This window comes from Candidatus Zixiibacteriota bacterium (assembly GCA_036480375.1).
In the GTDB taxonomy this organism is placed as follows: Bacteria; Zixibacteria; MSB-5A5; order GN15; family JAAZOE01; genus JAZGGI01.
Map to the genome: position 1 here is coordinate 64,586 of JAZGGI010000042.1, position 25,533 is coordinate 90,118.

The 25,533-nt window shown below is 43.4% G+C and carries 17 protein-coding genes; 8 read left to right on the forward strand and 9 right to left on the reverse strand.

What is annotated here, in order from left to right:
* Window positions 1-6 precede the first annotated feature (6 nt).
* The 4 genes from V3V99_12855 to V3V99_12870 form a co-directional block, all read right to left on the reverse strand.
* Window positions 7-2,397 carry a carbohydrate binding family 9 domain-containing protein gene (locus V3V99_12855; GenBank protein MEE9443546.1) on the reverse strand — a complete coding sequence of 797 codons (2,391 nt, stop codon included), beginning with the start codon at window positions 2,395-2,397 and terminating at the stop codon, window positions 7-9.
* Between the two features lie 169 nt (window positions 2,398-2,566).
* Window positions 2,567-4,972: a DUF5916 domain-containing protein gene (locus V3V99_12860; protein ID MEE9443547.1), complete on the reverse strand. Its 2,406-nt coding sequence runs from the start codon at window positions 4,970-4,972 to the stop codon at window positions 2,567-2,569.
* Between the two features lie 117 nt (window positions 4,973-5,089).
* Window positions 5,090-6,076 carry a hypothetical protein gene (locus tag V3V99_12865; protein MEE9443548.1) on the reverse strand — a complete coding sequence of 329 codons (987 nt, stop codon included), beginning with the start codon at window positions 6,074-6,076 and terminating at the stop codon, window positions 5,090-5,092.
* Window positions 6,077-6,121: 45 nt separating this feature from the next.
* Window positions 6,122-6,283 (reverse strand): hypothetical protein, encoded by a 162-nt coding sequence (locus V3V99_12870; GenBank protein MEE9443549.1) that lies wholly within the window; start codon window positions 6,281-6,283, stop codon window positions 6,122-6,124.
* A 162-nt stretch (window positions 6,284-6,445) separates the two neighbouring features.
* On the opposite strand from V3V99_12870, the gene V3V99_12875 reads away from it, so the two are divergent.
* The 5 genes from V3V99_12875 (at window position 6,446) to V3V99_12895 (ending at window position 14,453) form a co-directional block, all read left to right on the forward strand.
* Entirely contained in the window at window positions 6,446-6,898 is a 453-nt protein-coding gene (locus V3V99_12875) for a MarR family transcriptional regulator (protein ID MEE9443550.1), read from the forward strand.
* Window positions 6,899-7,034: 136 nt separating this feature from the next.
* Window positions 7,035-8,177 (forward strand): efflux RND transporter periplasmic adaptor subunit, encoded by a 1,143-nt coding sequence (locus V3V99_12880; protein ID MEE9443551.1) that lies wholly within the window; start codon window positions 7,035-7,037, stop codon window positions 8,175-8,177.
* A gap of 2 nt (window positions 8,178-8,179) precedes the next feature.
* Entirely contained in the window at window positions 8,180-11,341 is a 3,162-nt protein-coding gene (locus V3V99_12885) for an efflux RND transporter permease subunit (protein ID MEE9443552.1), read from the forward strand.
* A gap of 15 nt (window positions 11,342-11,356) precedes the next feature.
* A complete protein-coding gene (locus tag V3V99_12890) occupies window positions 11,357-12,676 on the forward strand; it encodes a TolC family protein (GenBank protein MEE9443553.1) in 1,320 nt (439 codons plus the stop codon).
* A gap of 100 nt (window positions 12,677-12,776) precedes the next feature.
* On the forward strand, window positions 12,777-14,453 hold the full coding sequence (locus tag V3V99_12895; GenBank protein ID MEE9443554.1) for a fructose-bisphosphatase class II: 1,677 nt from the start codon (window positions 12,777-12,779) through the stop codon (window positions 14,451-14,453).
* Window positions 14,454-14,500: 47 nt separating this feature from the next.
* Here the strand turns inward: V3V99_12895 and V3V99_12900 are convergent, their stop codons facing one another.
* Window positions 14,501-14,752 carry a hypothetical protein gene (locus tag V3V99_12900; protein MEE9443555.1) on the reverse strand — a complete coding sequence of 84 codons (252 nt, stop codon included), beginning with the start codon at window positions 14,750-14,752 and terminating at the stop codon, window positions 14,501-14,503.
* A gap of 12 nt (window positions 14,753-14,764) precedes the next feature.
* The gene (locus V3V99_12905; protein MEE9443556.1) at window positions 14,765-15,460 is read right to left on the reverse strand and encodes a glycine/sarcosine/betaine reductase selenoprotein B family protein; all 696 of its coding nucleotides are present in this window, start codon (window positions 15,458-15,460) and stop codon (window positions 14,765-14,767) included.
* A 191-nt stretch (window positions 15,461-15,651) separates the two neighbouring features.
* On the opposite strand from V3V99_12905, the gene V3V99_12910 reads away from it, so the two are divergent.
* Window positions 15,652-16,311 (forward strand): CDP-alcohol phosphatidyltransferase family protein, encoded by a 660-nt coding sequence (locus tag V3V99_12910; GenBank protein MEE9443557.1) that lies wholly within the window; start codon window positions 15,652-15,654, stop codon window positions 16,309-16,311.
* A 491-nt stretch (window positions 16,312-16,802) separates the two neighbouring features.
* Window positions 16,803-17,981 (forward strand): hypothetical protein, encoded by a 1,179-nt coding sequence (locus V3V99_12915; GenBank protein ID MEE9443558.1) that lies wholly within the window; start codon window positions 16,803-16,805, stop codon window positions 17,979-17,981.
* Window positions 17,982-18,015: 34 nt separating this feature from the next.
* Here V3V99_12915 and V3V99_12920 read toward each other — a convergent pair whose 3' ends face one another.
* On the reverse strand, window positions 18,016-21,300 hold the full coding sequence (locus V3V99_12920) for a S41 family peptidase (GenBank protein MEE9443559.1): 3,285 nt from the start codon (window positions 21,298-21,300) through the stop codon (window positions 18,016-18,018).
* A 376-nt stretch (window positions 21,301-21,676) separates the two neighbouring features.
* Between V3V99_12920 and V3V99_12925 the strand changes: the two genes are divergently transcribed.
* The gene (locus V3V99_12925; protein ID MEE9443560.1) at window positions 21,677-22,645 is read left to right on the forward strand and encodes an HD domain-containing phosphohydrolase; all 969 of its coding nucleotides are present in this window, start codon (window positions 21,677-21,679) and stop codon (window positions 22,643-22,645) included.
* Window positions 22,646-22,671: 26 nt separating this feature from the next.
* On the opposite strand, the gene V3V99_12930 is transcribed toward V3V99_12925, so the two are convergent.
* Together V3V99_12930 and V3V99_12935 are read right to left on the reverse strand one after the other, a co-directional pair.
* Entirely contained in the window at window positions 22,672-23,544 is an 873-nt protein-coding gene (locus tag V3V99_12930; protein MEE9443561.1) for a bifunctional methionine sulfoxide reductase B/A protein, read from the reverse strand.
* Between the two features lie 277 nt (window positions 23,545-23,821).
* Entirely contained in the window at window positions 23,822-25,366 is a 1,545-nt protein-coding gene (locus V3V99_12935; GenBank protein ID MEE9443562.1) for a peptidase S10, read from the reverse strand.
* Window positions 25,367-25,533 lie beyond the last annotated feature (167 nt).

Below are 25,533 nucleotides of genomic sequence, written 5' to 3' on the forward strand. Positions count from 1 at the left end.
AATTTGTTACATCTGAAACATATACTGCAGTTTCATGAAAAATTGCCTTGACCGGAGCCGCGTCGTCTTTTTCTCGTAATCCCCCTGGTTCATAAGTTTTGTTTTGTCAGTATCAAGATAGAGGCGGTCATAATCATAAGTCGAACCTATATAGAACAATGAAAATGGGCTCAACCGATAAGTGAGTAACGGATCAAAATCCCAGGTTTTAACGAAATCATTATATTGAGTAACGAATCGGAGAGACAGCTCGCGATTGAAATTCAAGCTCATCTTTGATCTGACGATATATCCATCCCAGAGTTCTTTCTTTGTTTCAGCGTGCTCTGCCTTGGTATAATTGATATTGCTTTCAATCAGGAGACGGTCAATCGGTTTTACATCAACCCAAAGCCAACCGCGCTTCGCATCAGCCATTGTTAAAGCCGACCGGGCAATCTGACGGGATATTTCATATAATCCGCCACAGGAAAATCGATCGCTTGGGATGTTAAAATGGTGAAAACTGATTTTCCAGATATTGTCAAATTCAATCCCAGAATATCTTTCGCTACCTTTCCGGTATTGAATCATGAAATGGATTTGGGCCTTTTTTAATACCGCTTCATACATTGCCTCAAAAGAAGTAAATTTGTCAAATCCATCAGTGTTCCATTGCTTTTCAGCGCCAACCCAAGCCATCATATATTCAAGTAAGTCACCCTCGAATCGGTAAGTATAATTAATCCCCATGGTGGCACGACGCATATTATTCTTCGTCAAAAATCCATTTTCAAATCTAAGCGTTGGGTTCGTTTGTCGATAATCCCCATTAATAGTTAAATCGCGGGCACTATATCTCAACTCCCCCAAAAATGCGTGCCCGCTGAATTTCTCACCATCAAAGGCTGGAGTGTGTTTATCATCAAAAGTGAATGTTTGATAATGGTAAGGAGAGGAAATTAAATCATCGCGATATTTTTCCCACGATAACTTCGTTATATGGGGATCATTTGGTTCATTAGTGAATGATTTGATTCCTTGATATTTAAATTGGAAATTCTTGGTAAGTCTGCTTATACCATCAACGGCAATTGCCGTGCCGGAACCGCCCTGCTTGAACCTTCTATCTGTTAACAGTAATCCAATATATGAGCTGGAGCCCAATGAACGGTTAACGCGCAAGATATTGGAAAAGCTGGTGTCGGCCAGTAATTCAGGCGAACTGAATTCTTCAAACGGTATGATAAGAGGACTCTTTTCATCCATTGCCGCAAGATAGGCAATCGAAGTTTTTCCCAGACGAGCAGTTGTCTTGGCGGCAATGAAGGGGTCGTTAATCATTCTCGTATGAACGACATCAAACGAAGTCCTGAACAGATCGCTTCCCTCCTGAAAGAAAGGTCGTTTTTCAGGGAAATACAGAGCGGTGGTAGAATTGACGTCGATTTGGTCGGCGTCGGCCTCGACCTGGCTATAATCAGGATTGATGAAAATTTCAGACGTTATATTCGAAGAAATATTGTACTTTATACCTATAGAATAATCATCGAGTACATCATCGTTAACAAATTTCATAGAATCGATAAGAGGAAATCCCAGGGAATCGTAACCTGTCGAATAAATCCCGTGCTCGCCCGATTGAGTGCCCGTCACCGCCGCAATAATTTCAATTCCTTTTCCGGGAGAAACTCCTTCAATTCCGGTTAAATAACCCCATTGACAAGCAAAGCACGGATCGTCTCGATCTCTGGCTGCCCAGGAAATTTTGTGCCTTGTTCCGCGCCTATGATTGCGCCAGAAATCAATCCGCCAGGTTTGTTTCTCTTGCCGGGGAAATCGTAAGCTGGAAAATGGAACAGCCATTTCCACCTGGAAACCCGAATCGGTAATTTGACCGGCCGATTCCCAGATTAAATCATAGCTTGCATCCTGACCATAATTCAACGACCAGAGATCATCACCCTGAATTCCATAGGGATTAACTTTCAGGAAATATGCCATCATGCCATCGCCATATGTGTCGAGCATTATAACAGCATTGTCGTCGGTGTTTATCATGTCCCGTTCACGAAGCGAGGTACGTATATCTTTTGGATTATCATAACAGAGAAAAGCAACATATAATCGATCATTGTCATAAGTAATAAAAACTCTGGTTTCAACTGGCGGTTTAATCTGGTCGCCGGGATAATTCTCGACAAATTTATCAGTCGTGGTTGCCGTTTTCCAACCGCTATCGTTCAATTTCCCGTCGATTTTTATTTCTCCCTGAACGCGGGAAATATTGATAGTGGGGTTAAAAACCGGCTTAAATTCTTCATCCCCCCACGCGAAATTATTACACGAAATAACTAAGACAGTTGCCAAAATAGATAGGATATGGCCCCCGGTGCCAAACTTTGGTACTGCTCTCATCTCCCTATTCCTCCCAATCTCGGTTTTTATCTTTATATATGTATTGCTGTAAAATCCAGGGGATTCTTTCAACTCAACATTTCAAATATTAAGGACGAGCCAGAGGCATATTAGTTTAAAAAAGGCTCAAAACTTTTAGGTATTGAGCCTATCCCATGTCCGTTCAATATTAGAGTTGGAATAAATACTGCAACTTCATAAAAAATTGACGGGAGCCAAGTTTGGTCCCGGCGTGTCCTGTCTCCGATGCCGGAAGGATCATATCTTTCGCATTATTAAGATTTGAGTATTTCATAAAATCATAAGTTGTACCTATGTAGAATAACGAAAAGGGAGTGAGCCGATAGGTAACCAGAGGATCAATGTCCCAGCTTTTGGAGAAATCATTATATTGCACTACAAAACGGACTGATAATTCGCGATTATATTGAACACTCAATTTGTTTCGCATCAGGAATCCCTTGAATAGCATATCATCCTTATTGTAGCGGGCAGTAGAATCGGCCGCTCGGCTTTGAGTGTATCTAAAGTCGGTTTCAATACGAATGCGGTTGGTTGGTCTGAAATCAATAAGCGCTCCTCCCGTTGTTTCATATCCCATTATCCTGGCCCCGCGTGCGATTCGATGGCCGTAATCAATACTGCAATGCAGACTAAAATTGCCGGAAGGCGTAATACTAAAACAGTTATGCACATTCCAAATATCATCAAACTGGATTCCGGCATAGTTCTCGCGGCTGAGCATAAATAGCGGATGATAACCAATTTGTAATTTCCGCAGGCTAAGGTCGCAGGAAAAGTTCACCCATTCGTCTTTTATCTGCCCGTCGAAGTTCCACACGCGACCTAACATTATGCTGGGACGAATTGTTTCAATTATCCCCTCATCATAGCGCAGTTGGTAGCCGCTGTTGAAATTAACCTGACGACGATTGTTGCGCGGCTCAAATCCATTATCAAGACGAAAGGTGGGGCTGAATTCCCAATAACTTGTTTGGATATTCAAATTACGGTCGTTATAATTGATTGCGGCTCTTAGACCGTGCCCGGTGAAAGACTCGCCATCAAATGCAGGTGTATGTTTACCATCAAAGGTAATTGCTTCATAATAATTATAATATGAAGTATCGTTAGATACTGGGTCAATACTCATTTGCGGATCCGAGCCTAATAACGTAATTGTCGCATCATCCGGCTCATTCGTGCGCGTAGCGATAACCTGCCCTCGCAGAGTAAAATTGCCGTTAATTCTTATATTCCCGTCGATACTGGCAATGGAACCTGAGCCTCCGCCCTTAAATCGACGATCGGTAGCCAGAAAACCGACTTGTGAATTATCACCGAAAGTTTGCCGAACGCGAATAATATTTGTAAAACTGCTATCGGCATTAAATACGGGTGAACTACTTTCATCGAACGGGATCATAACTGGTGATTTTTCATCAAAAGCTCCCATGTAGCCGATACTGGTGCGGCCGATACGAACTGTGGCTTTGGCGGCGATAAAGGGATCATTGATCATTCGAGTGTAAACCGCATTAAATTGACTGCGAAAGATATCTATCCCTTCCTGGAAAAAAGGCCTTTTCTCCGGGAAAAACAAAGCGGTGGTGGAATTGACATCTATTTGATCGGCGTCGGCTTCGACCTGGCTGAAATCAGGATTGATTGCCGCTTCCAGAGTAAAGTTGGAAGAAGGAGCATATTTTATTCCCAACGACGCATCCCCGTCCATATCCTCGTTATGAAATCTTAGTGTATCAGGGAAAATATCACTACCATCATCGTCAATACTTATTTGATTTAAGGCACCTGATTGAAATCCGATGGCAGAGGCCAGAATTTCAACACCTTTGCCCGGTTCGATATTCTTAATTCCGGTCATGGTACCCCAATTACATCGCCAGCATGATTCATCTCGATCATAAGCGGCCCAGGAAATACTGTGATAACTATCACGCGAATAGTGCCTCCAGAATTCTATCCGCCATTCCTGCTCTTCTATGTTGGGAAAGCGCAACCCGGAAAAAGGCATAGCGACTTCCACCTGCCATCCGGAATCGGTTATTTGTCCTTCCGACTGCCAGACAAGATCAAATCCTCCGTCTTCTCCGTAACCGTCAACCCCGATGGCATCATACTGAAAGCCGTAAGGATTAACATTAAACATATATGACCAGGTCGCTTCACCATAAGTATCGAAGAAAAATCCAATATTATCGTCGGAATTTATTCGGTCGCGTTCGCAATATGAAGCGCGAACATCTTCCGGATTATCGTAGCAGAAAAAAGCCAGGTACAGGTTTTTATCATCATAAGTGACAAGCACTTTGGTATCGACTGGCGGCTTTATCTGATCGCCCGGATCGTTTTCGACAAAATGATCGGCAACGGCGGCATTTTTCCAGCCCGGATCATTTATTACTCCATCGATTTTTATTTCCCCTGGCGCGCGGGAAATATGAATCTTTGGATGGAAAACCGGTTCATAATCATCATCAGCCGCCACAATCGTGCTTGTAGATAAAATTAAAACTAGCCCCCAAAATCCATAAAACTTCATTAATAAACGCATACTCAATTACTCCACAGATTTTGGTTTACTTTATTGACGATATAGTCCTAAAAAAGGTTCAAATATTTTCCAAATTTCAGGGAAGATTTGTGGAGAAAAAGCGAGCAAAATGAATTTCTATTTCAAGCTGTTTTCGAGATTATCTTTCATTCGCTGCAATTCTTTGGCATAATAGGCGTGAGAAGGCTCTTCTTCGACAGCCAGTTTCATTATCCTGACCGCCTGATCGTATTTCTTTCGCAAATCGAGAATGCTGGCTAATTGATGATAAGCCATCGCCTTATACGCCCCGGGTTCTGCCCAGTCGGCGGCAGTGCGAGCGTACGTTTCGGCTTTGGCTAAGTTTATCTGCCGTTCGAGACACCAGGCGGCGTAACGGTAAAATCGTTTGGGATCATTTTGCCAACCTGTGCCCATGCTGAATTCCCTGGCTCTGATAGCCGCCAACGTATCCCGGGTGACATATAAAATAGTATCAATCGCGAATTCGGTGTGGGCGCTTTTGAGTTTATTATCTTTGGAGTTGGCCGTAATTTCCAGGCCAAATCTTAAATACCTTCCCAACTCTTCGGTTCTATCTTTTTTACGAGTCGCCCGTCCGAGGATTTTTATGGTCTGAACGATGTTATTGACATTTTGGCGATTTTGTAAAACGTAGTTGGCGGCGTTCAGCAAAGTATCAAACGACAGTGAATCGGACCAGACGGCGTTGGCGGTATTGGTAAAAATCTGATAAGAATAATCGAGCCTTCTTCCGGTAACAAGAGTTTGGACTTTTTCGTAATATTCAATTGCCTTTAAATATTGCCTTGTATCGGAATGGTATTTGGCAAGCACTAAAGCGTCCCGAAACGAGGGTGATTTTTCAAAGCGCTTTACTCGTTCATTAGTTGATGTTAAATCCGACATTGATGATTTCAGTTGAGTGACGAATCTCTGGGCGGTTGAAAAACCGGTCCAGCGTTGAATCGGTTCACCGAGATAATTGGCCAGAATAAAGACCGGATAAGTGCTTCCTACATGATAGCGGGGGGATAGTTCAAGTCCCTCTCCGTATTGCACACACATTGAGTAATGAACAACGCCTTTCAATGCGTTCATCATCGCCGCTTCACTTTCCGCTTCACGAGCGGCCAGTTCGCAGTATTCTCAGTCGTCGCGATAAAATTCAAGAAGAAGCGGTTTGCCGGTCTGTTTGGAAAGAGCCTTGGCTTCTTCCATTGATTTTGGCTCGTCCGCGAAACCCGGGACCGCCAAATATAAAACGGCGCATAAGACAAAAAGTAATTTTCTTATCGATTCATTTCTCATATCAGGTTATACCAAAAATACGACAAAAGGGATTGTTGTAAAGCAAGAATATGAGATATTCATAAAAATATTTTCAGGTAAATTAAATAAAAACTCCTTGCGTTTCGTAAAATATTTGTTATATATGCAACTGTTGCATACGCAACCATATTTGGATTTTTTATGCTTGACGCTAAGGACAGATTTCATCAGGCTCTGGGCCGCATGATCGGTATTACTCGCAAAAACATGCGCAATCGCCTCCAGAAGATACTTATCAAGCAGGGATACGAAGTTACCGCCGAGCAGTTGATTGTTCTTTGCAATCTCTGGCATCGCGAGGGAATGAATCAGCAGCAGATTTCGGAGATCCTCGACAATAATAAAACCAGCACCACGCGCATGATTGATGGCCTCGAAAAACGCAATCTGGCGGTGCGGGTGCCGGATAAGACCGACCGCCGGCAGAATATGATTTATTTGACCCATGAAGGAAAATCTCTCTGCCCCAAATTAATCGAGGTTGTCGACTGGGTACATGAAGAGGCTTTGAAGGGGGTCACTAAGAAACAGCTAATGGCTTGCAAAGAGGTTCTTGAAATAATAATGAATAACCTCTCGAAATTGGATAAATAGTTGTGCTTCCAACTATTTTTGGTCAATGATTGATTTAACGAGGGTACGAACTTTGTTTACAAATTTTGGGTTAATAAACTAACGGATTTTTAACATTTGAGGGGAACGGCGAATGATTAAAGGAAGGAAAATATAAATGAGTACCGGTGGGAAGATATTGACGTTTGTAATAATCGTGGCGGCGGGGATAATATCCCTGGTTGTTTTGATAGGTCTGAAGGAAGATCCTCCTAAAAGATCATCGTCGCCAAGAGTAAAAATTGTCGAATCGGTAGTTATTGAAACCGGAACCGTTCCAGCCACGATAACCGCTTTCGGCCGGGTTTCGAGTTCGCAACCGGTGCAGCTTTTTAGCGAGGCAACCGGGACTATAATGGAAGGCGGCACACCTTTTCAACCGGCTCAATCTTTCAAACGCGGCGATCTGTTATTGAAAATTGATGACCGGCAAGCGTGGCTTGACCTGAATAGCACCAAAAGCGATTTGTTGACCGCTTTGGCTTCGTTACTACCCGAAATTAAAGTTGATTTTCCGGACGAATTCAAAGTCTGGCAGGATTATTTCAATTTCTGCGAATTTGATAAATCCCTTGGAGATTTACCGGAAACTACAAACCAGAAAATAAAGCTCTTCCTGTCTCGATTCAATGTCTATAAACTATACTTCGCCGTTAGGGATTTAGAAATTAGACTGGAAAAACATTATATTCGGGCGCCGTTTGACGGCTCGATCACGCGGGCCGATTTACGAATCGGATCCACGGTCAGGGCGGGTTCATCATTGGGCGAAATTATTAATCTGGAAAATCTTGAAGTTGAAGTTACTGTCGGGATTCAGGATTTGACCCAGATAGATAAAAAAGCCACAATTAAATTTACTTCATCCGAGATAGAGGGTGAATGGACGGGCAAAATACTGCGAATCGGGAGCGCGATTGATTCGCGTACTCAAACCGTGCCCGTATATATTTCAATTAACAACGGCGATAATGCGGCCATATTAAACGGAGCTTTTTTAAGAGCCGACATACCGGGAATACAATTTGATAACGCTGTTTTGGTACCCCGCAAAGCGTTGTACAATGAGAAATATGTTTATCTCGTCAATTCGGGCAAGTTGGATTTGCGCGAAGTTTCAATCATTCGCAAAGAAACCAATGAGGTTATCATCAATCAGGGCTTGACCACCGGGGATACGATGGTAGTCGAAGTTTTGCAGGGCGTGGCGCCGGGGATGCCGGCTGAGGCGAAATTAATCTCTAACGATCTCTTGGAGTAGTTATGAATAGATTAATCGCCTACATGATTCGTTTTCCCGTCTGGGTCACGGTTCTGAAACTAAGCGTCATCGCATTCGGTTTAATTGCCCTGTCACAGATGACTTTTTCGTTTTTCCCGGAAACGACACCCGATATCATAAACGTCATGGTGCCTTATCCCGGGGCTTCACCGGACGAGGTTGCTGAAGGAGTAGTCTTAAAGATTGAAGAACAACTGGATGGTCTGGAGGGCGTGGATCGTATCACCTCGGTTTCAAGGGAAAATATCGGCCGGGTCACGATTGAAATAACCAAAGGCGCTGATATTGAAAAAGCCCTCAACGACGTCAAGAATGCTGTCGACCGAATCGGATCGTTTCCGGAAGACAGCGAAAAACCGGTTATTTTTCAGCAGGAATTTCGGATGCGATCCTTGTCGGTCGTTTTGTACGGTGAGGCCGATTTATATAACCTGAAATTTATCGCCGAGGAGTTTCGTGATAATTTGCTGGCCCGTCCTAAGATTTCCCAGGTATCTCTTCAGGGTCTGCCCGATCTGGAATTTTCCATAGAAGTATCCGAATCCGATTTGCGCCGCTACCAACTTACATTTGATGAGATAACTAATGCTATCAGACAGGCGAATGTTAATATTTCCGGGGGGAAATTCGAAACCCCCGACGAAGAGATTCTTATTCGCGCCTGGGGTCAGGGTTATTTCATGACTGAGCTTTTAAATATTCCTATCCGCGGTAATCCGAACGGAACCAGTATTTATCTGAGCGATATCGCCGAGGTCAAAGAACAATGGGAAGATGTTCCGGATAAGAGTTTCTATAACGGTCGCAACGCGGTCATAATAAACATCGATCGCACCCAACAGGAAGATATAATTAAGATCGCTAATGTCACCAAAGAGGAAATCGCGAAATTCAATCTTGAGCATGATACCGTTGAGGCCAAAATCCTCGACGACCGAACGATTCCCTTGCGCCAGCGTGTTGAGCTTTTGGTTAAAAACGGTATAATCGGTTTGATTCTGGTAGTTATCTCTCTCGGATTTTTCCTTAATCTAAGATTATCTTTCTGGGTCGCGATAAGTATCCCCTTTTCCTTCGCGGGGATGTTTATCGTCGCTAACGCAGTCGGCATCACTATCAACGTCATTTCTTTGTTCGGCATGATAATTGTTGTAGGTATTTTAGTCGATGACGCCATTGTCGTCGGGGAAAAAATTTACACTCGTTTTGAAAGGGGGGAAAGCGCCTTCACGGCGGCGATTAACGGAACCAGGGACGTGATGGCTCCCGTTACAACTTCTGTTCTAACGACTGTCATGGCCTTTATGCCGTTTTTTTTTCTTGACGGCATGATGGGCAAATTCATCTGGCAGATGGCGCTGGTCGTCAGTGCGTCGCTTATGTTTTCTCTTGTCGAAGCCTTCCTGATTCTCCCCTCGCATCTGGCTCATTCAAAGGGACTGCGGCCGCACAAACAGGATCCCCCGATCCGAAAAAAGATTGAAAAATTCATTCACAAACTGACGCATGATATATATTCCCCGATCCTCCGGACGACTCTGAAATATAAATGGCTGGTGATAACCGCTCCTCTCGCGTTAGTCTTAATGACTATCGGTCTGGTATTCGGCGGACATATCGGAGTGACATTCTTCCCTTATGTCGATTCGGACGTAATCCCGGTCAATGTTTCTTTAGTTTCAGGCCGACAGGAAGCCGACACCGACGCCATATTGCAAAGAATTGAAAAAGCTGCCCGGGAAGTTAACGAAGAAATTAAAGACGAACGGGATGATTCGTTAGATATCATTTTGGGCATCAAGAGGGATGTTGGATCTAATGCTTTGGGAGAATCGGGCAGTCATGCCGGTAGTTTGACTATCCAATTACTCGACGGCGAAGAACGGGAGATGGAAAGTTACTTAATCGGGAATCGCATTCGGGACAAGGTCGGCAACATCCCCGAAGTGCGCAATATGACCTTTGGTCGATCGGGGCATTTTGGAAAAGCGGTCTCGCTCAGCTTGCTGAGCAAGGATCCCGATCAATTGCAGACCGCCAAAAAATTATTGGTGGCGGAACTTAGGAATTTTACTACACTGAAAGACATAACTGATTCTGATTATAAAGGACGCCGGGAAGTTAATATCACTCTCAAGCCGAGAGCCCATGCCCTGGGATTGACATTGAGGGATATCGCCGGGCAGGTACGTCAGGGATTTTTCGGGCAGGAAATTCAGAGAATTCAGCGCGGGCGCGATGAGATTCGCGTCTGGGTTCGGTACCGACCGGAAGAGCGAGCGGCTCTGGGATTTCTCGATAATATGCGTATTCGCACCCGGACCGGCGAGGAATATCCTTTTTCCGAATTGGCCGATTATAATATTGAGCGGGGTGTGACCAGTATTAATCATCTCAATCGTATGCGCGAGGTTAAAGTCGAGGCCAATCAGGCCAATATCGGCGATGATTTGCCGCCGATTCTAAACGAAATAGAATTTGAAGTCCTGCCGCGGGTTCTGTCACAAGTTTCGGGCGTTACCTATTCCTTTGAAGGCCAGACGCGCGATCAGGCCAAGAGTCAGGCGTCAATTCGGCGGGCATTCCCGATTGCGCTGATGGCCATGGTGATATTGGTGATTCTTGTCTTCCGGTCATACCTGCAGGCGATGATAATATTTTCACTGATTCCCATCGGATTTCTCGGAGCAATCTGGGGTCATGGCATTCAGGGAATTCAGCTAAACATGTTATCGATGTTCGGCACCATTGCTCTATCCGGCATTATCATCAATGACAGCATCGTCCTTGTCGACCAGATCAATCGAAATTTAAGAAATGGCCAAAAAGTTATCGATGCCATTCATAACGCAGGATTGATCAGACTACGCCCGATTATTCTGACGACGATGACGACCGCATTGGGGCTGGCGCCGCTGATTCTGGAAACCAGCCGACAGGCGCAGTTTTTAATTCCGATGGCGGTTTCGGTCGCTTATGGTTTGGTGTTCGGGACTTTGATTCTTCTGCTGATATTACCGGCGACATTTTTGGCAGTCAATGATATTCGCGTGCGTGCGACCAGATTTTTTCTGAATCGACAAGCAACCAGTGAATCGGTGGAACCGGCGGTCAAGGAAATGCAAACTTTACCTATTGAGTAATTGCGGGAGGTTATTTTGCGCTTCATATATTTGAGACAATTTCTTTTAATTATATTCATCGCCGCGTTCTGCGCGATAAATTCGCACGGTCAAAACGAATTAACGCTGGAGGACGCGGTCAAAATTGGATTGAAGCAAAACAACAATATTCAGATAGCTCGCAATTCCGCTCGCATCGCTCAACAAAACACATCTCTGGGAACAGCCGGATTTTTGCCCAAAATCGACGCCACGGGTAATTTTTTATTGAGCCACGGCGACGTGGAAACTAACTCTCCGTTTAGTTTTGGAAGTACCGACGTAGAAAATATATCCGGACAATTATCACTCAACTGGACGCTCTTTGACGGTATGGGGATGTTTTCGAATAAATCTCGATTCAATGCCCTGTCCCGCTTGGGAACTTATCAATCCCGGGAAATAATTGAAAATTATGTGGTCGCCATTTCGGCGTCCTATTTCAATCTCATACGTCAGGAGATGCTCCTTGATGTTGCCCGGGAAACCATGGGAATTTCGCGCACCCGTTTGGAAAAAGAACAGGTACGTCATGATGTTGGAGGAGCGTCATCGACTGATTTATTAAACGCTCGGGTATCGTTCAATAATGACGAAGCCGCATTTTTGAATCAGGAGATACGGGTTGTTATCGCCCGCAAGGATTTGAACGTCCTGCTCGGCCAGAATCCGACGAAAGATATTTCCGTTAGGAAAGAAATCGAAATCCCTTCCTTAAATATAACTTATGACCAGCTTCTTGATTTGGCTATGGAGAAAAACAGTGGCTTGCGTCTAACCCGTCAGGGGAAAATCGTGGCCGATAAAGACGTCGCCCTGGCTCGTACCAGATTTTTGCCTCGTTTATCCTTGCAGGCTACATATGGATATTCCGACCGTACGACGAGACGTGATGCAGGCGAAGATATAACTTCCCAGAGCACCGATGGCAGTATCGGCCTTAACCTGTCATATAATTTATTCAACGGAGGCAGCGACCGGATCAACTTCAGGGCAGCCCAACTTACAGCAAAAAATCAGGCATTGAACCTGCGTGAACAGGAAATTCAATTGTCGGGATTGGTTAATGAAAAATATGAATCATTCCTGCGCCAGTTGAAACTGGTCGAGCTCGAAGAGCAGAATGTGACGGCCGCCTCGCAAAATCTCGAATTGCAGAACGACCGTTATCAACTGGGAACTTCAAGCTCGCTTGAATTTCGAGATGCCCAGGTGAATTTCAACAGGTCTCAAATTTTTTTAATCTCGGCTCGGTACAGCGCTCGTATTACTTTTCTGGAAATACAAAAACTGATTGGTCAGCTTGACATTGATTAAATATCACTCGTTTTCAGATATTTCTTGTATCAATACAATTGAGTATTTATAATCGGGCGATTATACTTTTTATTGAAAGCTCATATAGCGGGGTCAAAACATGGACAAAAGCCTGGGATTTAATATCGCGGATGAACGGTTGTCGTATGACGGCTATCAGGATACCCAATCATTTAACGAAGATCAAATCATTGAATTTAATCATCGCCATAAAGCCGTTTTGGCCAATTATGATTTGACGCTCAATGCCTGTGACATCGTCACTCTCTGCGAAGAAATTAATTATAAGTCCAATCTCGGTGCGCTTCGTAATCGGCAATTGCGGCAATCGGTAATTTTATCAGCGGCGTTGTCAGCCGTGGCCGTTGGGCTGCATGGGCGAGGCAGTTTGTGTAACGTACCAAAAGAGCTTATCACCAAAGAACTCACCAATAATCTTAAGCGTGCCAACGACCGAACGGCGGCGCAAATCATGTCGGAAGTACTCCAGACAACGACCGAGACTTTGCCAATCGGTGAGGAAGTATTGATTGAATCGACCATCACCGAAGGCGCCCGCGCCAAGCCGGGAAAAGAGCCGGGCGGTAATCCGACTATCGCCGTTGGGGCGGTCTTTGGAAAAGAACACCATCGCGCCCAATACGGCTTGACCATGCCGCGAAACGTTACTCTTCTTTCGATGGGAAGCGACGTTGTCGAAGGTACGACCAAATCGGTCAAGGGGCTCCATTCCAGTATGACGGCTCTGTTCGTAACCGAATCAGGAGTCAAGCGGCATTTGCCGGATATTTATGTTCAACGATGGGGTTCTGGAAATTATTTTAAGGAATTCAATCCACGGGAACTGGATACTTCCGAGATTACCGATATCATTTCACAGTCATACGGTTTTTCCGACAAAAGCAAATTAAGCGCTTTCTTTCTCGACCGGGCTCGGCATCAGCCAATGATTAGTCAACTGCACCTGGAGGGGATTACCACTCCAATGGACAAAGACGGTGACTTACTACCGGCAGTGTTTCTCGGTCTGAATGGTTTGCGATTCCCCGATGGCCACGGATTACATTCAATGATAGGCGAAATTGGTGGATCGGCAGAATGGGCTATCGGTGTACTGCCATTGGTCTGGCGGGGCGGCCAGATGATCGGGATGCTGACGAGCCAGACGGCATTAACAAATTCCAAGCTTACCCCAGATGAACGCTGGAAGGAAAGATTCCATTTTACCGAAGAGGAATTCCTGACAATTCAGGACGCTCGTTTTGAACGAAAGCCGTATTTTACCGTTGCCGACATCGTCGAAGATCCGTTTGCCGGAGGCCTCAGCGCTTTTGGGGCCATCACCGATAATTATTATATCCCGATGGTCAAAGGGGTCGAGGCCAAGTCCGATAAAAAAACAATCAATGTCAATGTTATAACCGTCAATTCGCTGGGCATTGTGGAATGCTGGCTGATGCGGTTTAAGGCCAATCAGAATATAGATTACACGATCGATTTAATGTGCTCCCCCAAAGAAAAACTCGATGACCTTACCGGTAAAGAGTTGGAAAAAGCGATTGGGAAGATGCTCGATGACGAGCGGATGAGAGAAAGATTCCGGATATTTTTCACCAATGAGTATTACCCGGCATTGATTCCCGCCAGAGATAAGATGCTTCTTTTGAAAAATACAATTCGTAGCCTCATTGAGCGGTCGGCTCTTCAGGAAAAAAACGAAGAAATAGTCGAAGTTACTCAGAGACTCGCTAACGACTGGTTTATCAATTCCGATTAATAAATGATTTTGGGATATAACCGGCCGAATCATCTCGGCCGGTTTTTTTATGCTTTAGAAATTTCCAGAATAGTCCCGCCTTCGCCAGCAGTATCGATGAGATTGAGGGCTTCATTCAGGATATACAATTGCCTTTTTTCGTCATGAGGCAAACCCAACGGACGCCCTAAAAGATGCGGAGTGGTCACTAACCGCGGCAGTGACATAGCTTCCAGAGTAGTGCAAAAGGCCTGAATGGCGATAACTACGGTGGCAATCCCGGCCTTTTCAAAGGCTCGCGCGATGTGCCCCACGGACACATGACACACCGGTCAGACGGGGATTATGATAACCGCCTCAATTTCTTCATCCTGAAATGCTTTCGTCCATTCGGGAACGGATTTTTGATTCAATAATAATTGCGAGCAGGCTCCCACAAAGGAATAAGCGTATTGACTCAGGGAACCGATAACACTTTCGTTATGTAGTCTATTTAATAGTTTATACGGAAAGCAAACATTACTATTGGCTCGCGCTCCCCGAATATCATAACCCGCATGGCGAACCATGATATCTTTTTCTGATATATCAAAAGGAATCTTAGATAATTCGGGCTGGAGCTTGATTGTTTCGCCTATGGTTTTTATCGCTTCTTCCTGAGTCATATTCTTGCGTCCCAGCGGTTCGGGATCGTCGCCTCTGGCAAAATGACCGGTGGAGGTGAGGAGGGTCAGTTTCATTTGTGATACCGGTTTGGCGGGGCGAGCAAATGGTTTATCGTCATACTGCCATTTGCCTTTTGAGTCATAAGCCTTCATTTGCCATTCGGTCACATGCTCAATGATCCCATCAAAATCTTTATCATCAAACGAATCGCCGATTTTCCAGAGCAACTGTTGAAAGAAATCAGCCGCCAATTCCGGGGTGAGATTGGATAGAAATTTGAAATTCAAATCAGTACGCGATCCATAGCTGAATGAATTTTTAAAATCCTCAAATGATTCCGGTTTTGTTGTTTTCTTATTCATAGCAGTCCTTGCCGTTAAAAATATTGGCCTTAAATATATCTGTTTCTAATAGACACGACAAGTCCATATAATTTTTTCCATTTCCGGGTTGCATTTCCGAGAATTTATTAAGTTGTCAGACCGTCTATTTTGATTTATTATCAGGCGTAATTAGTACCCAAAAGCGAATACATTAAAAGCGGTAGATTGGCATGACTGATAATATTGAATTTAAGCATATTTTCCTGCCCTCGAATTTGATGTCAATCACTCGCATAATTCTGGCCCCGATAATTATTCTGATAATGATTTCAGATTCACATAATGCCGATCGAATCGCACTATTAGTTTTAATTATAGCGGGAATCACTGATTTTCTTGATGGCTTTCTGGCCCGCAAACTAAATCAGGTAACAAAGCTGGGGTTAATTCTCGATCCTCTGGCCGATAAAATTCTCGCGATTTTTCTAATTGTCGCGTTGGTAGTAATCCGTGATTTTCCGCTATGGTTAGTGCTTTTGGTTATTGGACGTGATATTTTAATTGTGCTGGCCGGGTTGTTTGTGATGGGTAAACGGGATGCTGTTCCCGCTTCGGATATTATTGGGAAATACTATTTTGGCGCCCTGGCCCATCTAATGGGCAGTTATATGGTTTCGTTTTCGTTCGGTCAATCGTTGATGTTTACTTTCACGCTGATCTTCTTTGTTTTTTCGACAATCAATTACGCTACGGCCTTTATTACTTTTGTAAAACATGGAAAGCCTTACTATTTGTTCAAAGGACGAGTCGTAGTTTTTATTGTGCGAGCATTGGCGATTGTCCTTTTGCCGATTTTTTACTACAAATTGATTATTTTCCTGTTTTTGTAGCATTGTCGAAATCCTCAGGAATTTCGCCCCATTAGTTTTTCAAAGTTATCCACATTATTTTTCATAAAATTTCGTGTAATGCGATATTCTCCTATAGGTTACAGCAAATTGGATTTGTTTTGTCAAATAAACATTTTTCAATCCCAAATGGGTTTGTTTCCTCAGAATAACGTTTTGGGTCATATCAAACCGGTGGTGATTACGACAGGCGAAGGGTAATACACTTTATCATTCCCCCGAAAGCGGGAATCCATACAGCCTTTGTCCATTCTCATACAAAGTCTTTTTCTCATTTGACTTTTTGCCTTTATATACTCCATCTTACATATTCGGATAAATTCTGAAAATACATCAGATTGGTTGAATAATTGCGATTACTCCAAGCGGGAACCCTCCAGAAAAAGTTGCAGTAGGCCATCGGTCATCTATTACATTGCAAATACTTAATCAATTAACTATTTTTTTCTTATTAAACGCATTTGGAGGAAATTGTGTCAGACAAAATATATAGCTCAAATAGTGAAACTTCAAGAATGTTAGTATTTTTGGGTTCAGGGGTTTCATATAAATCTGGTTTGCCGGATGTTAATAAAATTACCAATGAAGTATTAGATGGCAAATGGTTTAAGTATACCGATCAGAATTACTGGCCAATAACTTCTGATATAGTAATACCCTCTAATGATAACACAAAAGAGATACAGGCATTTTTGAGTATTTTGAAAGATGTCATCGATCCTTACTATTTAGAACGAACGGGTGAGGCATGTAATTATGAAGATTTATATTATGTATGCCAACAAATTTCGGAGAATGAGTACGGTATAACTAACAATCCTGCTGTAAATCCATTTATAAAAGAAATGAAAATGCAAACCGAATCATTAGGACAACTAAATAAGCTTGCTAAATATGCAGTATACTTAATTCATTGCGTAGTATGGCGATTGTTAACAAATGAAAATATAGTTAAAGGTTTTGATTTAATAAAGGAACTTATTGAAAACAATATTGGTGTAGATATTGCTACTTTAAATCATGATTTATTGATTGAAAGGTATTTGGAAAGTTCAGGTATTGAATATTCTGATGGATTTGACAAAAAGGAAGTCGATATTAGGTTTATTAGTGAAAATCCATTCGAATCTTGCGACAAGGTTCGTGTTTTCAAATTACATGGTTCAATAAATTGGTTTCGCTTTGAAAGAGAAATTATTGAAAACGGAAAACCAGTTGTGCTCAAAAGGTATGGAGTAGATACAATAAACGATTATATGCATTGTCGTGATTTGAATGGTGAATATTATGATGTTTCTACTTGGATGCCGATGTTTTTATCCGGATCTGTTAATAAGTTATTTAAGTACAATTTTGGCATTTTCAAGCATATTCTTTATCATTTTGATGAATGTCTGAACAAACATAATAGAATCTTAATGTCAGGATATGGATGGTCGGACATTGGCATAAATGGCCGTTTGTTGGAGTGGCTTGGTTCAAGTATGGATAATGCACTTGTTTTGTTGCATGAAAATCCTCAAGAGATTAGCCACAAAATGGTCAATTCAGGAAAAAATGTTTATGATGAATATAAAAACGATGGAAGATTGATAATGATTAAAAAATGGTTTTGCGATAGCAATTTTGATGACTTAAATCAACAAGCATAAAAAAAGCCCGGCTATCAAACCGGGCTCACAGTTCTTATTTCTTCCTGAATGATTTATCCGGGTATGGCGGAGGTGTGGGAATCTCAACCGGATGCTGTCTAATTTGTTCTTTCAGATATTCGATAGCCGCTTCCAGTTGGGCATCTTTGCCCATAAACGTTTCATGCGGCGGATTATCCAAAATTATATCCGGTTCAAATCCGTGTCCTTCAATAACCCATTCGCTATCGTCGTTATAAACACCGGACTGAGCTGCTGACGCGATACCCCGGTCCACCATGCGATTGTTAAATGATAGCCAGATTTCGCCGCCCCAGGTTCGGACCCCGATGACTTTGCCGATTTCGAGCTGTCTGATTCCTTCACAGAACAGCTCGCCGTCGGAGGCCGTCCACTCATTACACAGCACCACAATATGACCACCGAAAGAACTTTGCATATTGGGGTATGGCCGACCAGTTCTCGATTTCCAATAAACCCACGGTTTGCGAATTAATGATGATAAAATCCAACTATCGGTATTCCCGCCGGTATTATTGCGTACATCGACAATGAGTCCTTTTTTATGGAGAGACGCATAAAAATCGCGCACCCAGTAGGTATAACTGCTGGTTCCCATATTTCTAAGATGCACATATCCGATGTCATCATCGCTGTCTTCCTCGACTTTCAGACGCCGCGAATATTCCCAGTCTATATACCTGAGATTGCGAGCCGTTCTGGTCGAAATCGGTTTTACGATAACATCACGACTGTCGCCCTTATCGGTAGATTTGACTTTTATGCGAACCTGATTCCCAACTTGACCACGAAGCAGCATCTCCAGTTGAGGAACTGAAAGGGCTGATACGCCATTAACTTCGATGATTATATCTCCTTTATTGACATCAACACCCGGAGCATTTAGGGGGCTGCCGGTATGAGGCTCGTCGGGATCGGATTGATAAATATATTCAACTCGGAAACCGTCCTGCTTTTCATCCCGCATCAAAAGCGCTCCCAGCGAGGCGGTTTTGATATCATCATCGCCTTTGCGGAAATCACCGCCAGAGACATAAATATGGAGGGCCGATAATTCTCCAACCATTTCTCCGATGAGATCGGAAAGTTCACTGCGGTCGGTGATACGATCTACAAGGGGAAGATATTTCTTTAGGATGCCTTCCCAATCTACTTGATGCATTCCGGGATCGTAGAAATAATCGCGCTCCAACCGCCAGGCGTCGATAAACATCTGGCGCCATTCCCGTTTGGGATCGACGGTAAACGTCCAATCGCTTAGATCAACTTTGCTTTTTGACAACTCAGATGGGGCCGATGTTTTGGCATCGATGACATAAAAAGCGTCGCCTTTTTTAACCAGTAATTTTTTACCGTCCTGCGACAATTCATAACTGTTAACCCCGGATAACAAAGTTTTTACTTCGGCATCTTTGTTTTTTATCTCAATAGTCTGGAGTTTATTTTTATTGTCATGCAGGGCACGGGACAACCAGAAAAACTGCTCGTCGTTCGCGCTTAGTGAAAAATAATTTCCCGCCGGGACGGGGACATCCAGCAGGCGCGAGGCAATGCCATCGGCATCAATCGAGATAACTAATTTTTCCTTCTCCTCGTCATCATCCTTGTTATCCTTGTCATTTTTTTCCTCTTTTTTGGGGGATAATTCGTTTTCCGGTTTGAAGGGGGATACTTGATCTTTCAGAAGGGGAATCATAAAGATTTTGGTCATTTTATCCAAAGCTGTAAAGGGCTGACGAGAGCCCCAGGGACTGCCGGTGATGGGTTGGAAATTCCGATCAGACAGGAAATAAAGCCATTTACCATCAGGGCTCCAGACCGGACTGAAATCTTCATATCGTTCGGACGTCAACGCGATTTTGGTTTTATCCTTGAGGTCATAGACGATAATCTGGAAAAGGCCTGCGCCAACATTCTTGCAGTAAGCCAGCCAGCGATTATCCGGAGCCCAGTAAGCGTTTGAGATGCCGTATATTTCCGAGGTATCAATAACCGTATGCGAGTTATCATTGATATCATACAGCCAGAGTTTTTGATTTTTATCGGTGTAGGCCAGATACTTCCCATCCGGGGATGGAATTCCGTCAAACCGTAATATTTTTCCGTTATCCGTAAGCTGTTTCGGATTTCCGATTCCATTGCCCGGAATTTGCCAGAATTCCATCTCGCCTGAGGCGTCGGATAAAGCAATCAATGAATCGGTACCAGGCAGGAAGCGGGTATCGCGATAACGGATACCGTCTTCGTGAGTGGCTTCAATCAAGCGACCCTTCTCGACCGGCGCGACAAAAATCCGCCCTCTTGATGTCAGCACAATTTTATCGTTGTCTGCCGACAAATGCGTACTGGTCAAATAGGTAAACGGTTCTTTAATCCATTTTTCCCGCAGGTGATCGAAATCGGATGAAAGATGAATATCGAGTTTTTTTTCGGTGTCGTCGATGAAATCATACAGATACAAATCGGCCCCGGCCTGATATACTATTTTCCCTTTTGATAATGACGGTGACTTGGCGTCGAAACTGGTTTGAAAAGTATGCTGCTTTTTATCGCTTCCGCCTTCGTCCATCGACCAGACATTCATAATACCGTCGCGATCAGTCAGAAAATATATGCGGCCATCATAATACATCGGCGAACTATTTGTGCCGGTATAATCGTCAGTTAGATTAACCGCCTCCTCGGAGCCGTTTTCGAATTTCCAGATATTCTGCGCTGAGCCGCCGCGATAACGTTTGGTATAACTTCCCTGAAACGGCAATCGCGTGAAATATAGAGTGCCGCCCGAAGAATTATAGGTTCCCTGGGCCGCCTGGCTAAGCGGAATGATTTCAAATTTCGCACTGGCGGGATTCAAACTAACTAACTGAGTATTGGGAAGAGTCGAATAGGAACCGGTCGAATACAGAATTTTTCCGTCCGGCGACCATCCCTGCACGTATGAAGCGCGGCTGTTGCTGGTCAACCGTTGCGGAAGTCCGCCGTTTATCGGCATGATATAAACATCCGCGGGGCCTTCATAACGAGCCGTGAACGCGATAATTTTACCGTCATGCGAAATTACCGGATGCGTTTCCTGATCGGGATGAGTAGTTAATCTCCGCGCCGCGCCGCCGTTAACGTTTACTTTCCATACATCACCTTCGGCGACAAAGACAATAGTTTCACCATGGATAGCCGGAAAACGATAATATCCGATCTTTCCCGATGCGCTGTTTTGATCGGCCCGGATTATCTCTGAATAAGAAAAGGCTAACAGAATTAAAAAAAGAAAGGATAAAAAGAAGGTCCGCCTCATAATTTCCTCCGGGTGAAAGATTAACTTAGAAAATTCGTTGCTTTATTAAATATTATAATACTGAATACGATTAATCAGGTCAACTGATTCAGGAAATTCAATTTTGCTGACTTGAGCTTATTTTATATTCCGCTGTTTTTGTATTTAAGGCAATCATTGATTATATGAAATAGTGGGGAACTGGTGATTTTAGTTATCGGAATAATGTTACGGTTGTTATTAATATTCCTCCAAAATACCCGATAGCAATTATCAGAGGAATATACCGGGTAAAATGAGTGCGCTCTTAATATAGTAGAAGATACTTACTCAGGTTGAAGTGATATGATATTTCACTTACCTGAAATATAAAAAAAATAATAGGCGACAATCAGATATGGCCGAAATGGTTCAAATCGACAGCAAGGAATTAATGCCGATTAATCTAAGCTCTCTTCGCATTGACAGTACGCTTGATTTCAATCTATACATAGAGATGGAACAGGAGTTTGTATTATTTCGCGCGCCAAGTCTCCCATTTACCGAAAAAACTCGAAAGACATTATTGGATAATGGGGTTGAACGGCTATATGTGCCCCAGGAGGACAAAAAATCTTACCACAGGTATATTGAACGTCATTTGAGCAACATAATAAACGATGATACCATCACTGAGGATTCAAAATCCGCGATTATTTACGATAGCGCTAAGATGGTTGTCAAGGATTTGCTTGAGAAACCATCATTACCGGAAAATCTCCAGCGCAGTCTGGCTTTGGTGGAATCGACAACGCTACACCTGCTAAAAACCGAGAGTTCCTTTCAGACTATGCTGAAAGTCATGTCCTTTAATTATACTACATATACGCATTCGGTAAATGTATGCACTATCGCGCTTGCCCTGGCCAGAAAAATGGGGATTCGGGATAATCAAAACCTTCACCATCTGGGAATCGGCGCATTATTACATGATATTGGAAAATCGAAAATTTCCGCAAAAATACTGGACAAGAAAGGTCCGTTGGATACTTCTGAAATGGAAATTATAAAACGCCACCCTCAATACGGATTTGAATTAATCATTAATTCGGAAATTATTCCCCACGAGTCGCATTATCCAATCTTGCAGCATCATGAGCGTGAAGACGGGAGCGGATATCCTCATAATTTGATTTCTAAAGAAATTCATAGATTCAGTAAAATCGTGGCTATCGCCGATGTTTTTGACGCCATGACGACTCAGCGATCATATCGAAACGCAAAAGACGCTTATCCTGCCCTCACGGAAATGTATGATACTATTCATACTTTCGATAAAGAAATGTTGGTGACGCTGACAAATCTTCTGGGTGCAGGCTCAAATTAAAATAATTCCCAAAACGATCAACTCCATTAAAATTTCTTCTGATACGCGTGGCAATAAGGCTGGCCCTTTTTGTTGGAATAATAATCCTGATGATAATCTTCCGCCTTCCAGAAAGTACCGACGGGAGTTAATTCGGTTGCGACTTTGTAACCCTTATCTTTAAGAATACAGATAAGTTTTTCAGAAATTTGTTTTTGTTTTTCATCGGTATAGAAGATGGCTGAGCGGTATTGTTTTCCGATATCGGGTCCCTGGCGATCAATTTGAGTAGGATCATGAATTTCAAAAAATAATTTTGCGAGATCTTCATAACTAACAAGGCTGGGATCAAAGACGACTTCAACCGCCTCGGCATGGCCCGTGTTTTCGTAACAAACTTCTTTATAAGATGGGTTTTCAGTGCGGCCCCCTATATAACCAACCGTAGTTGAAATTACCCCGCCGGTCTTTTGCAAATAATATTCAACACCCCAGAAACAACCGCCTGCGATATACGCTTTTTGATATCTTTCAGGTTTTTCTTCGGGGATAAACTTCATGGAAATGGAATTGACACAATGCCGCGCATTTTTATCGGTGAAACCTTCGCCCAAAAACAGATGTCCGAGATGAGCGTCACAGTTTGCACAAAGGATTTCAGTTCTTCTACCATCGGCATCGGTTTGATGTTTCACGGCGCCTTTTATCTCATCATCGAAGCTGGGCCAACCACAATGGGCATCAAACTTATCTTCGGATTTATAAAGCGGAGCGTCGCAGCGTTTACAAACGTAAGTTCCTGCTTTCCAATGATCATATAATTCACCGCTGAAGGGACGCTCGGTTCCTTTGTGAATAATTACCGCCGTTTCTGCGGGAGTAAGATCATTATATTTTTTATTCTTAATTTCATCAGCCATTATTGTAATCTCAAATAGTAAAAGCAGGCAAACCGTCGCCCCTAATGTAAATTTGCTTAATCCTAACATACCGACCGGCTTTTAAAGTATTCTCAGATTCCATTCCTGTCATACATTAAAAACCATCGGGTAAGATTTTTGTTCCATTGGGGAAAATATAAAGGGAAAGAATAAAGAAGCAGGCTGACAAATATTCCTGATAAAAATATCAGCCGGAAATTAAACACTTCCGGCCAATTAATGCATTCGGAGATAACTTTAAACCTGATACCGTGAGTTATTCTCCCCGATTAGCCGCAATCTCCAAAAATTCAATTAAATCCCCGCGTAATTTTGCCAAAGAGGCTTCACGAATATACATCATGTGTCCGGCCTCATAAAAGCCCATGGTAACATTATCTCTCAGACTTTTATCCAGACCGAGATGATTGAAAGTATACTGAGTCGCGAAATAAGGCGTGGCCAAATCGTAATAGCCGTTGGCGACAAAAACTTTCAAATAGGGATTTTTCGTCATGGCGCTACGCAATCTTTCGGCGGTATTGACATATCGATTCTGATATCGCTTGTAACTCCAGGGGCGAACCCGGCCGGTTAAAATTTCATAAGATAATTCGCTTTCGAATTTCAACTCCCGGCGCACGTAATCATTAAAGGTTGTGGAATATGGTCCCAGAATAACGGCGTCATAGCTGGGATCGTAATCGACGCCTTCCCCGGCGGCATCTGAATCGATACCTTTGAAACGGCTATCGAGACGGCCCACGGTTCTATGCTCATCCCGAAGCAGTTCTTTGACAAAACGATAGATCATAATGCGCATGTTGGTCTGCCTGACATATTCTTCCGAGAGCCCGGTAAAGCGAGCCAGTTTGGCCACTATTTCGTTACATTTCTCATCTGGCAGGTTGTCGCCCTTTAGCAATGCGGTGGCGTATTCACCCAGGGCAAATTCCTCAACCTGCTGCAAAGTTGCTTTCAAATCCGCCTGCAATTCGCCATCGAGTTGCTTGTGATACCAGGCCGTCGCCGTATAGGTAGGCAAAAAGAGAATATACGGCAGGTCGTTACCGGCGCTGAAGCGGGCCGTTTGAAACTGAAGTATTGACGAAACGAGCATGATGCCGTTCAAGTACATACCATGTCGCCCCTGAAGATAATCGGAAAGCCCGGCGGCGCGCAGGGTTCCGTAACTTTCGCCAATCAAAAATTTGGGCGAGCTCCATCGTTCGTACCTGGTAAGACATAATCGGATAAATTCACCCACTGAGGAGATATCTTCATCGACGCCATGAAACTGTTTTGGATCCTCGCCTTCCACCGCACGGCTGAAGCCGGTACTGACCGGATCGATAAAGACCAGATCAGTTTTATCGATAAGTGAGTACTCATTATCGATTAATTCATACGGGGGCGGTAAGGCGTCGCCTTCCGGGGTCATCAGGACCCGGCGCGGCCCCAGAAGCCCCATGTGCAACCAGACCGACGACGAACCCGGACCGCCATTGAAGGAAAAAGTTATCGGACGTCCGGCGAGATCTCCGGCATCGGTGCGAAAATATGCGATAAAAAATATCTCGGCGGTGGCGTCTTTGGTGTCAATTTTCAATGGCATCGTTCCCGCGATAGCTTTATATTCTATTTTCTTACCGTTAATCACAATCTCATGGGTTGTCTCTTTTAGATTTTCTTTTACTTCTGTCCTGGCCGGTTTTTTTCCTTCTTTGCCTTCCGGCTTTTTGTTGTCCTGAGAATAAACGCCTACGACAGCAAATAAGGATAAAATAAGGATTAAAAATATCGCGCGTGAAATCTTATACATCTCCTCACCTCCGATTTGAAGTGAACATAAAAGGAGCCGGCAAACATGTCAATGGCAATCACCGATCGATTCGGTCAGGATATCATTATTATGTAATCTGGCGTTGCTTTCTATAAGATCATCGATTATAATTCCTGTCGATTTCGTTAGCCTCTTCTTAATAATAA

What these genes read in the sequence shown, in the direction of transcription:
- V3V99_12885 (MEE9443552.1), top strand. Translation starts at nt 8,180, where the DNA reads ATGAATAGATTAATCGCCTACATGATTCGTTTTCCCGTCTGGGTCACG.
- V3V99_12895 (MEE9443554.1), top strand. Translation starts at nt 12,777, where the DNA reads ATGGACAAAAGCCTGGGATTTAATATCGCGGATGAACGGTTGTCGTAT.
- V3V99_12925 (MEE9443560.1), top strand. Translation starts at nt 21,677, where the DNA reads ATGGCCGAAATGGTTCAAATCGACAGCAAGGAATTAATGCCGATTAAT.
- V3V99_12875 (MEE9443550.1), top strand. Translation starts at nt 6,446, where the DNA reads ATGCTTGACGCTAAGGACAGATTTCATCAGGCTCTGGGCCGCATGATC.
- V3V99_12865 (MEE9443548.1), bottom strand. Translation starts at nt 6,076, where the DNA reads ATGATGAACGCATTGAAAGGCGTTGTTCATTACTCAATGTGTGTGCAA.
- V3V99_12920 (MEE9443559.1), bottom strand. Translation starts at nt 21,300, where the DNA reads ATGAGGCGGACCTTCTTTTTATCCTTTCTTTTTTTAATTCTGTTAGCC.
- V3V99_12870 (MEE9443549.1), bottom strand. Translation starts at nt 6,283, where the DNA reads ATGAGAAATGAATCGATAAGAAAATTACTTTTTGTCTTATGCGCCGTT.
- V3V99_12910 (MEE9443557.1), top strand. Translation starts at nt 15,652, where the DNA reads ATGACTGATAATATTGAATTTAAGCATATTTTCCTGCCCTCGAATTTG.
- V3V99_12860 (MEE9443547.1), bottom strand. Translation starts at nt 4,972, where the DNA reads ATGCGTTTATTAATGAAGTTTTATGGATTTTGGGGGCTAGTTTTAATT.
- V3V99_12930 (MEE9443561.1), bottom strand. Translation starts at nt 23,544, where the DNA reads ATGGCTGATGAAATTAAGAATAAAAAATATAATGATCTTACTCCCGCA.
- V3V99_12880 (MEE9443551.1), top strand. Translation starts at nt 7,035, where the DNA reads ATGAGTACCGGTGGGAAGATATTGACGTTTGTAATAATCGTGGCGGCG.
- V3V99_12905 (MEE9443556.1), bottom strand. Translation starts at nt 15,460, where the DNA reads ATGAATAAGAAAACAACAAAACCGGAATCATTTGAGGATTTTAAAAAT.
- V3V99_12935 (MEE9443562.1), bottom strand. Translation starts at nt 25,366, where the DNA reads ATGTATAAGATTTCACGCGCGATATTTTTAATCCTTATTTTATCCTTA.
- V3V99_12855 (MEE9443546.1), bottom strand. Translation starts at nt 2,397, where the DNA reads ATGAGAGCAGTACCAAAGTTTGGCACCGGGGGCCATATCCTATCTATT.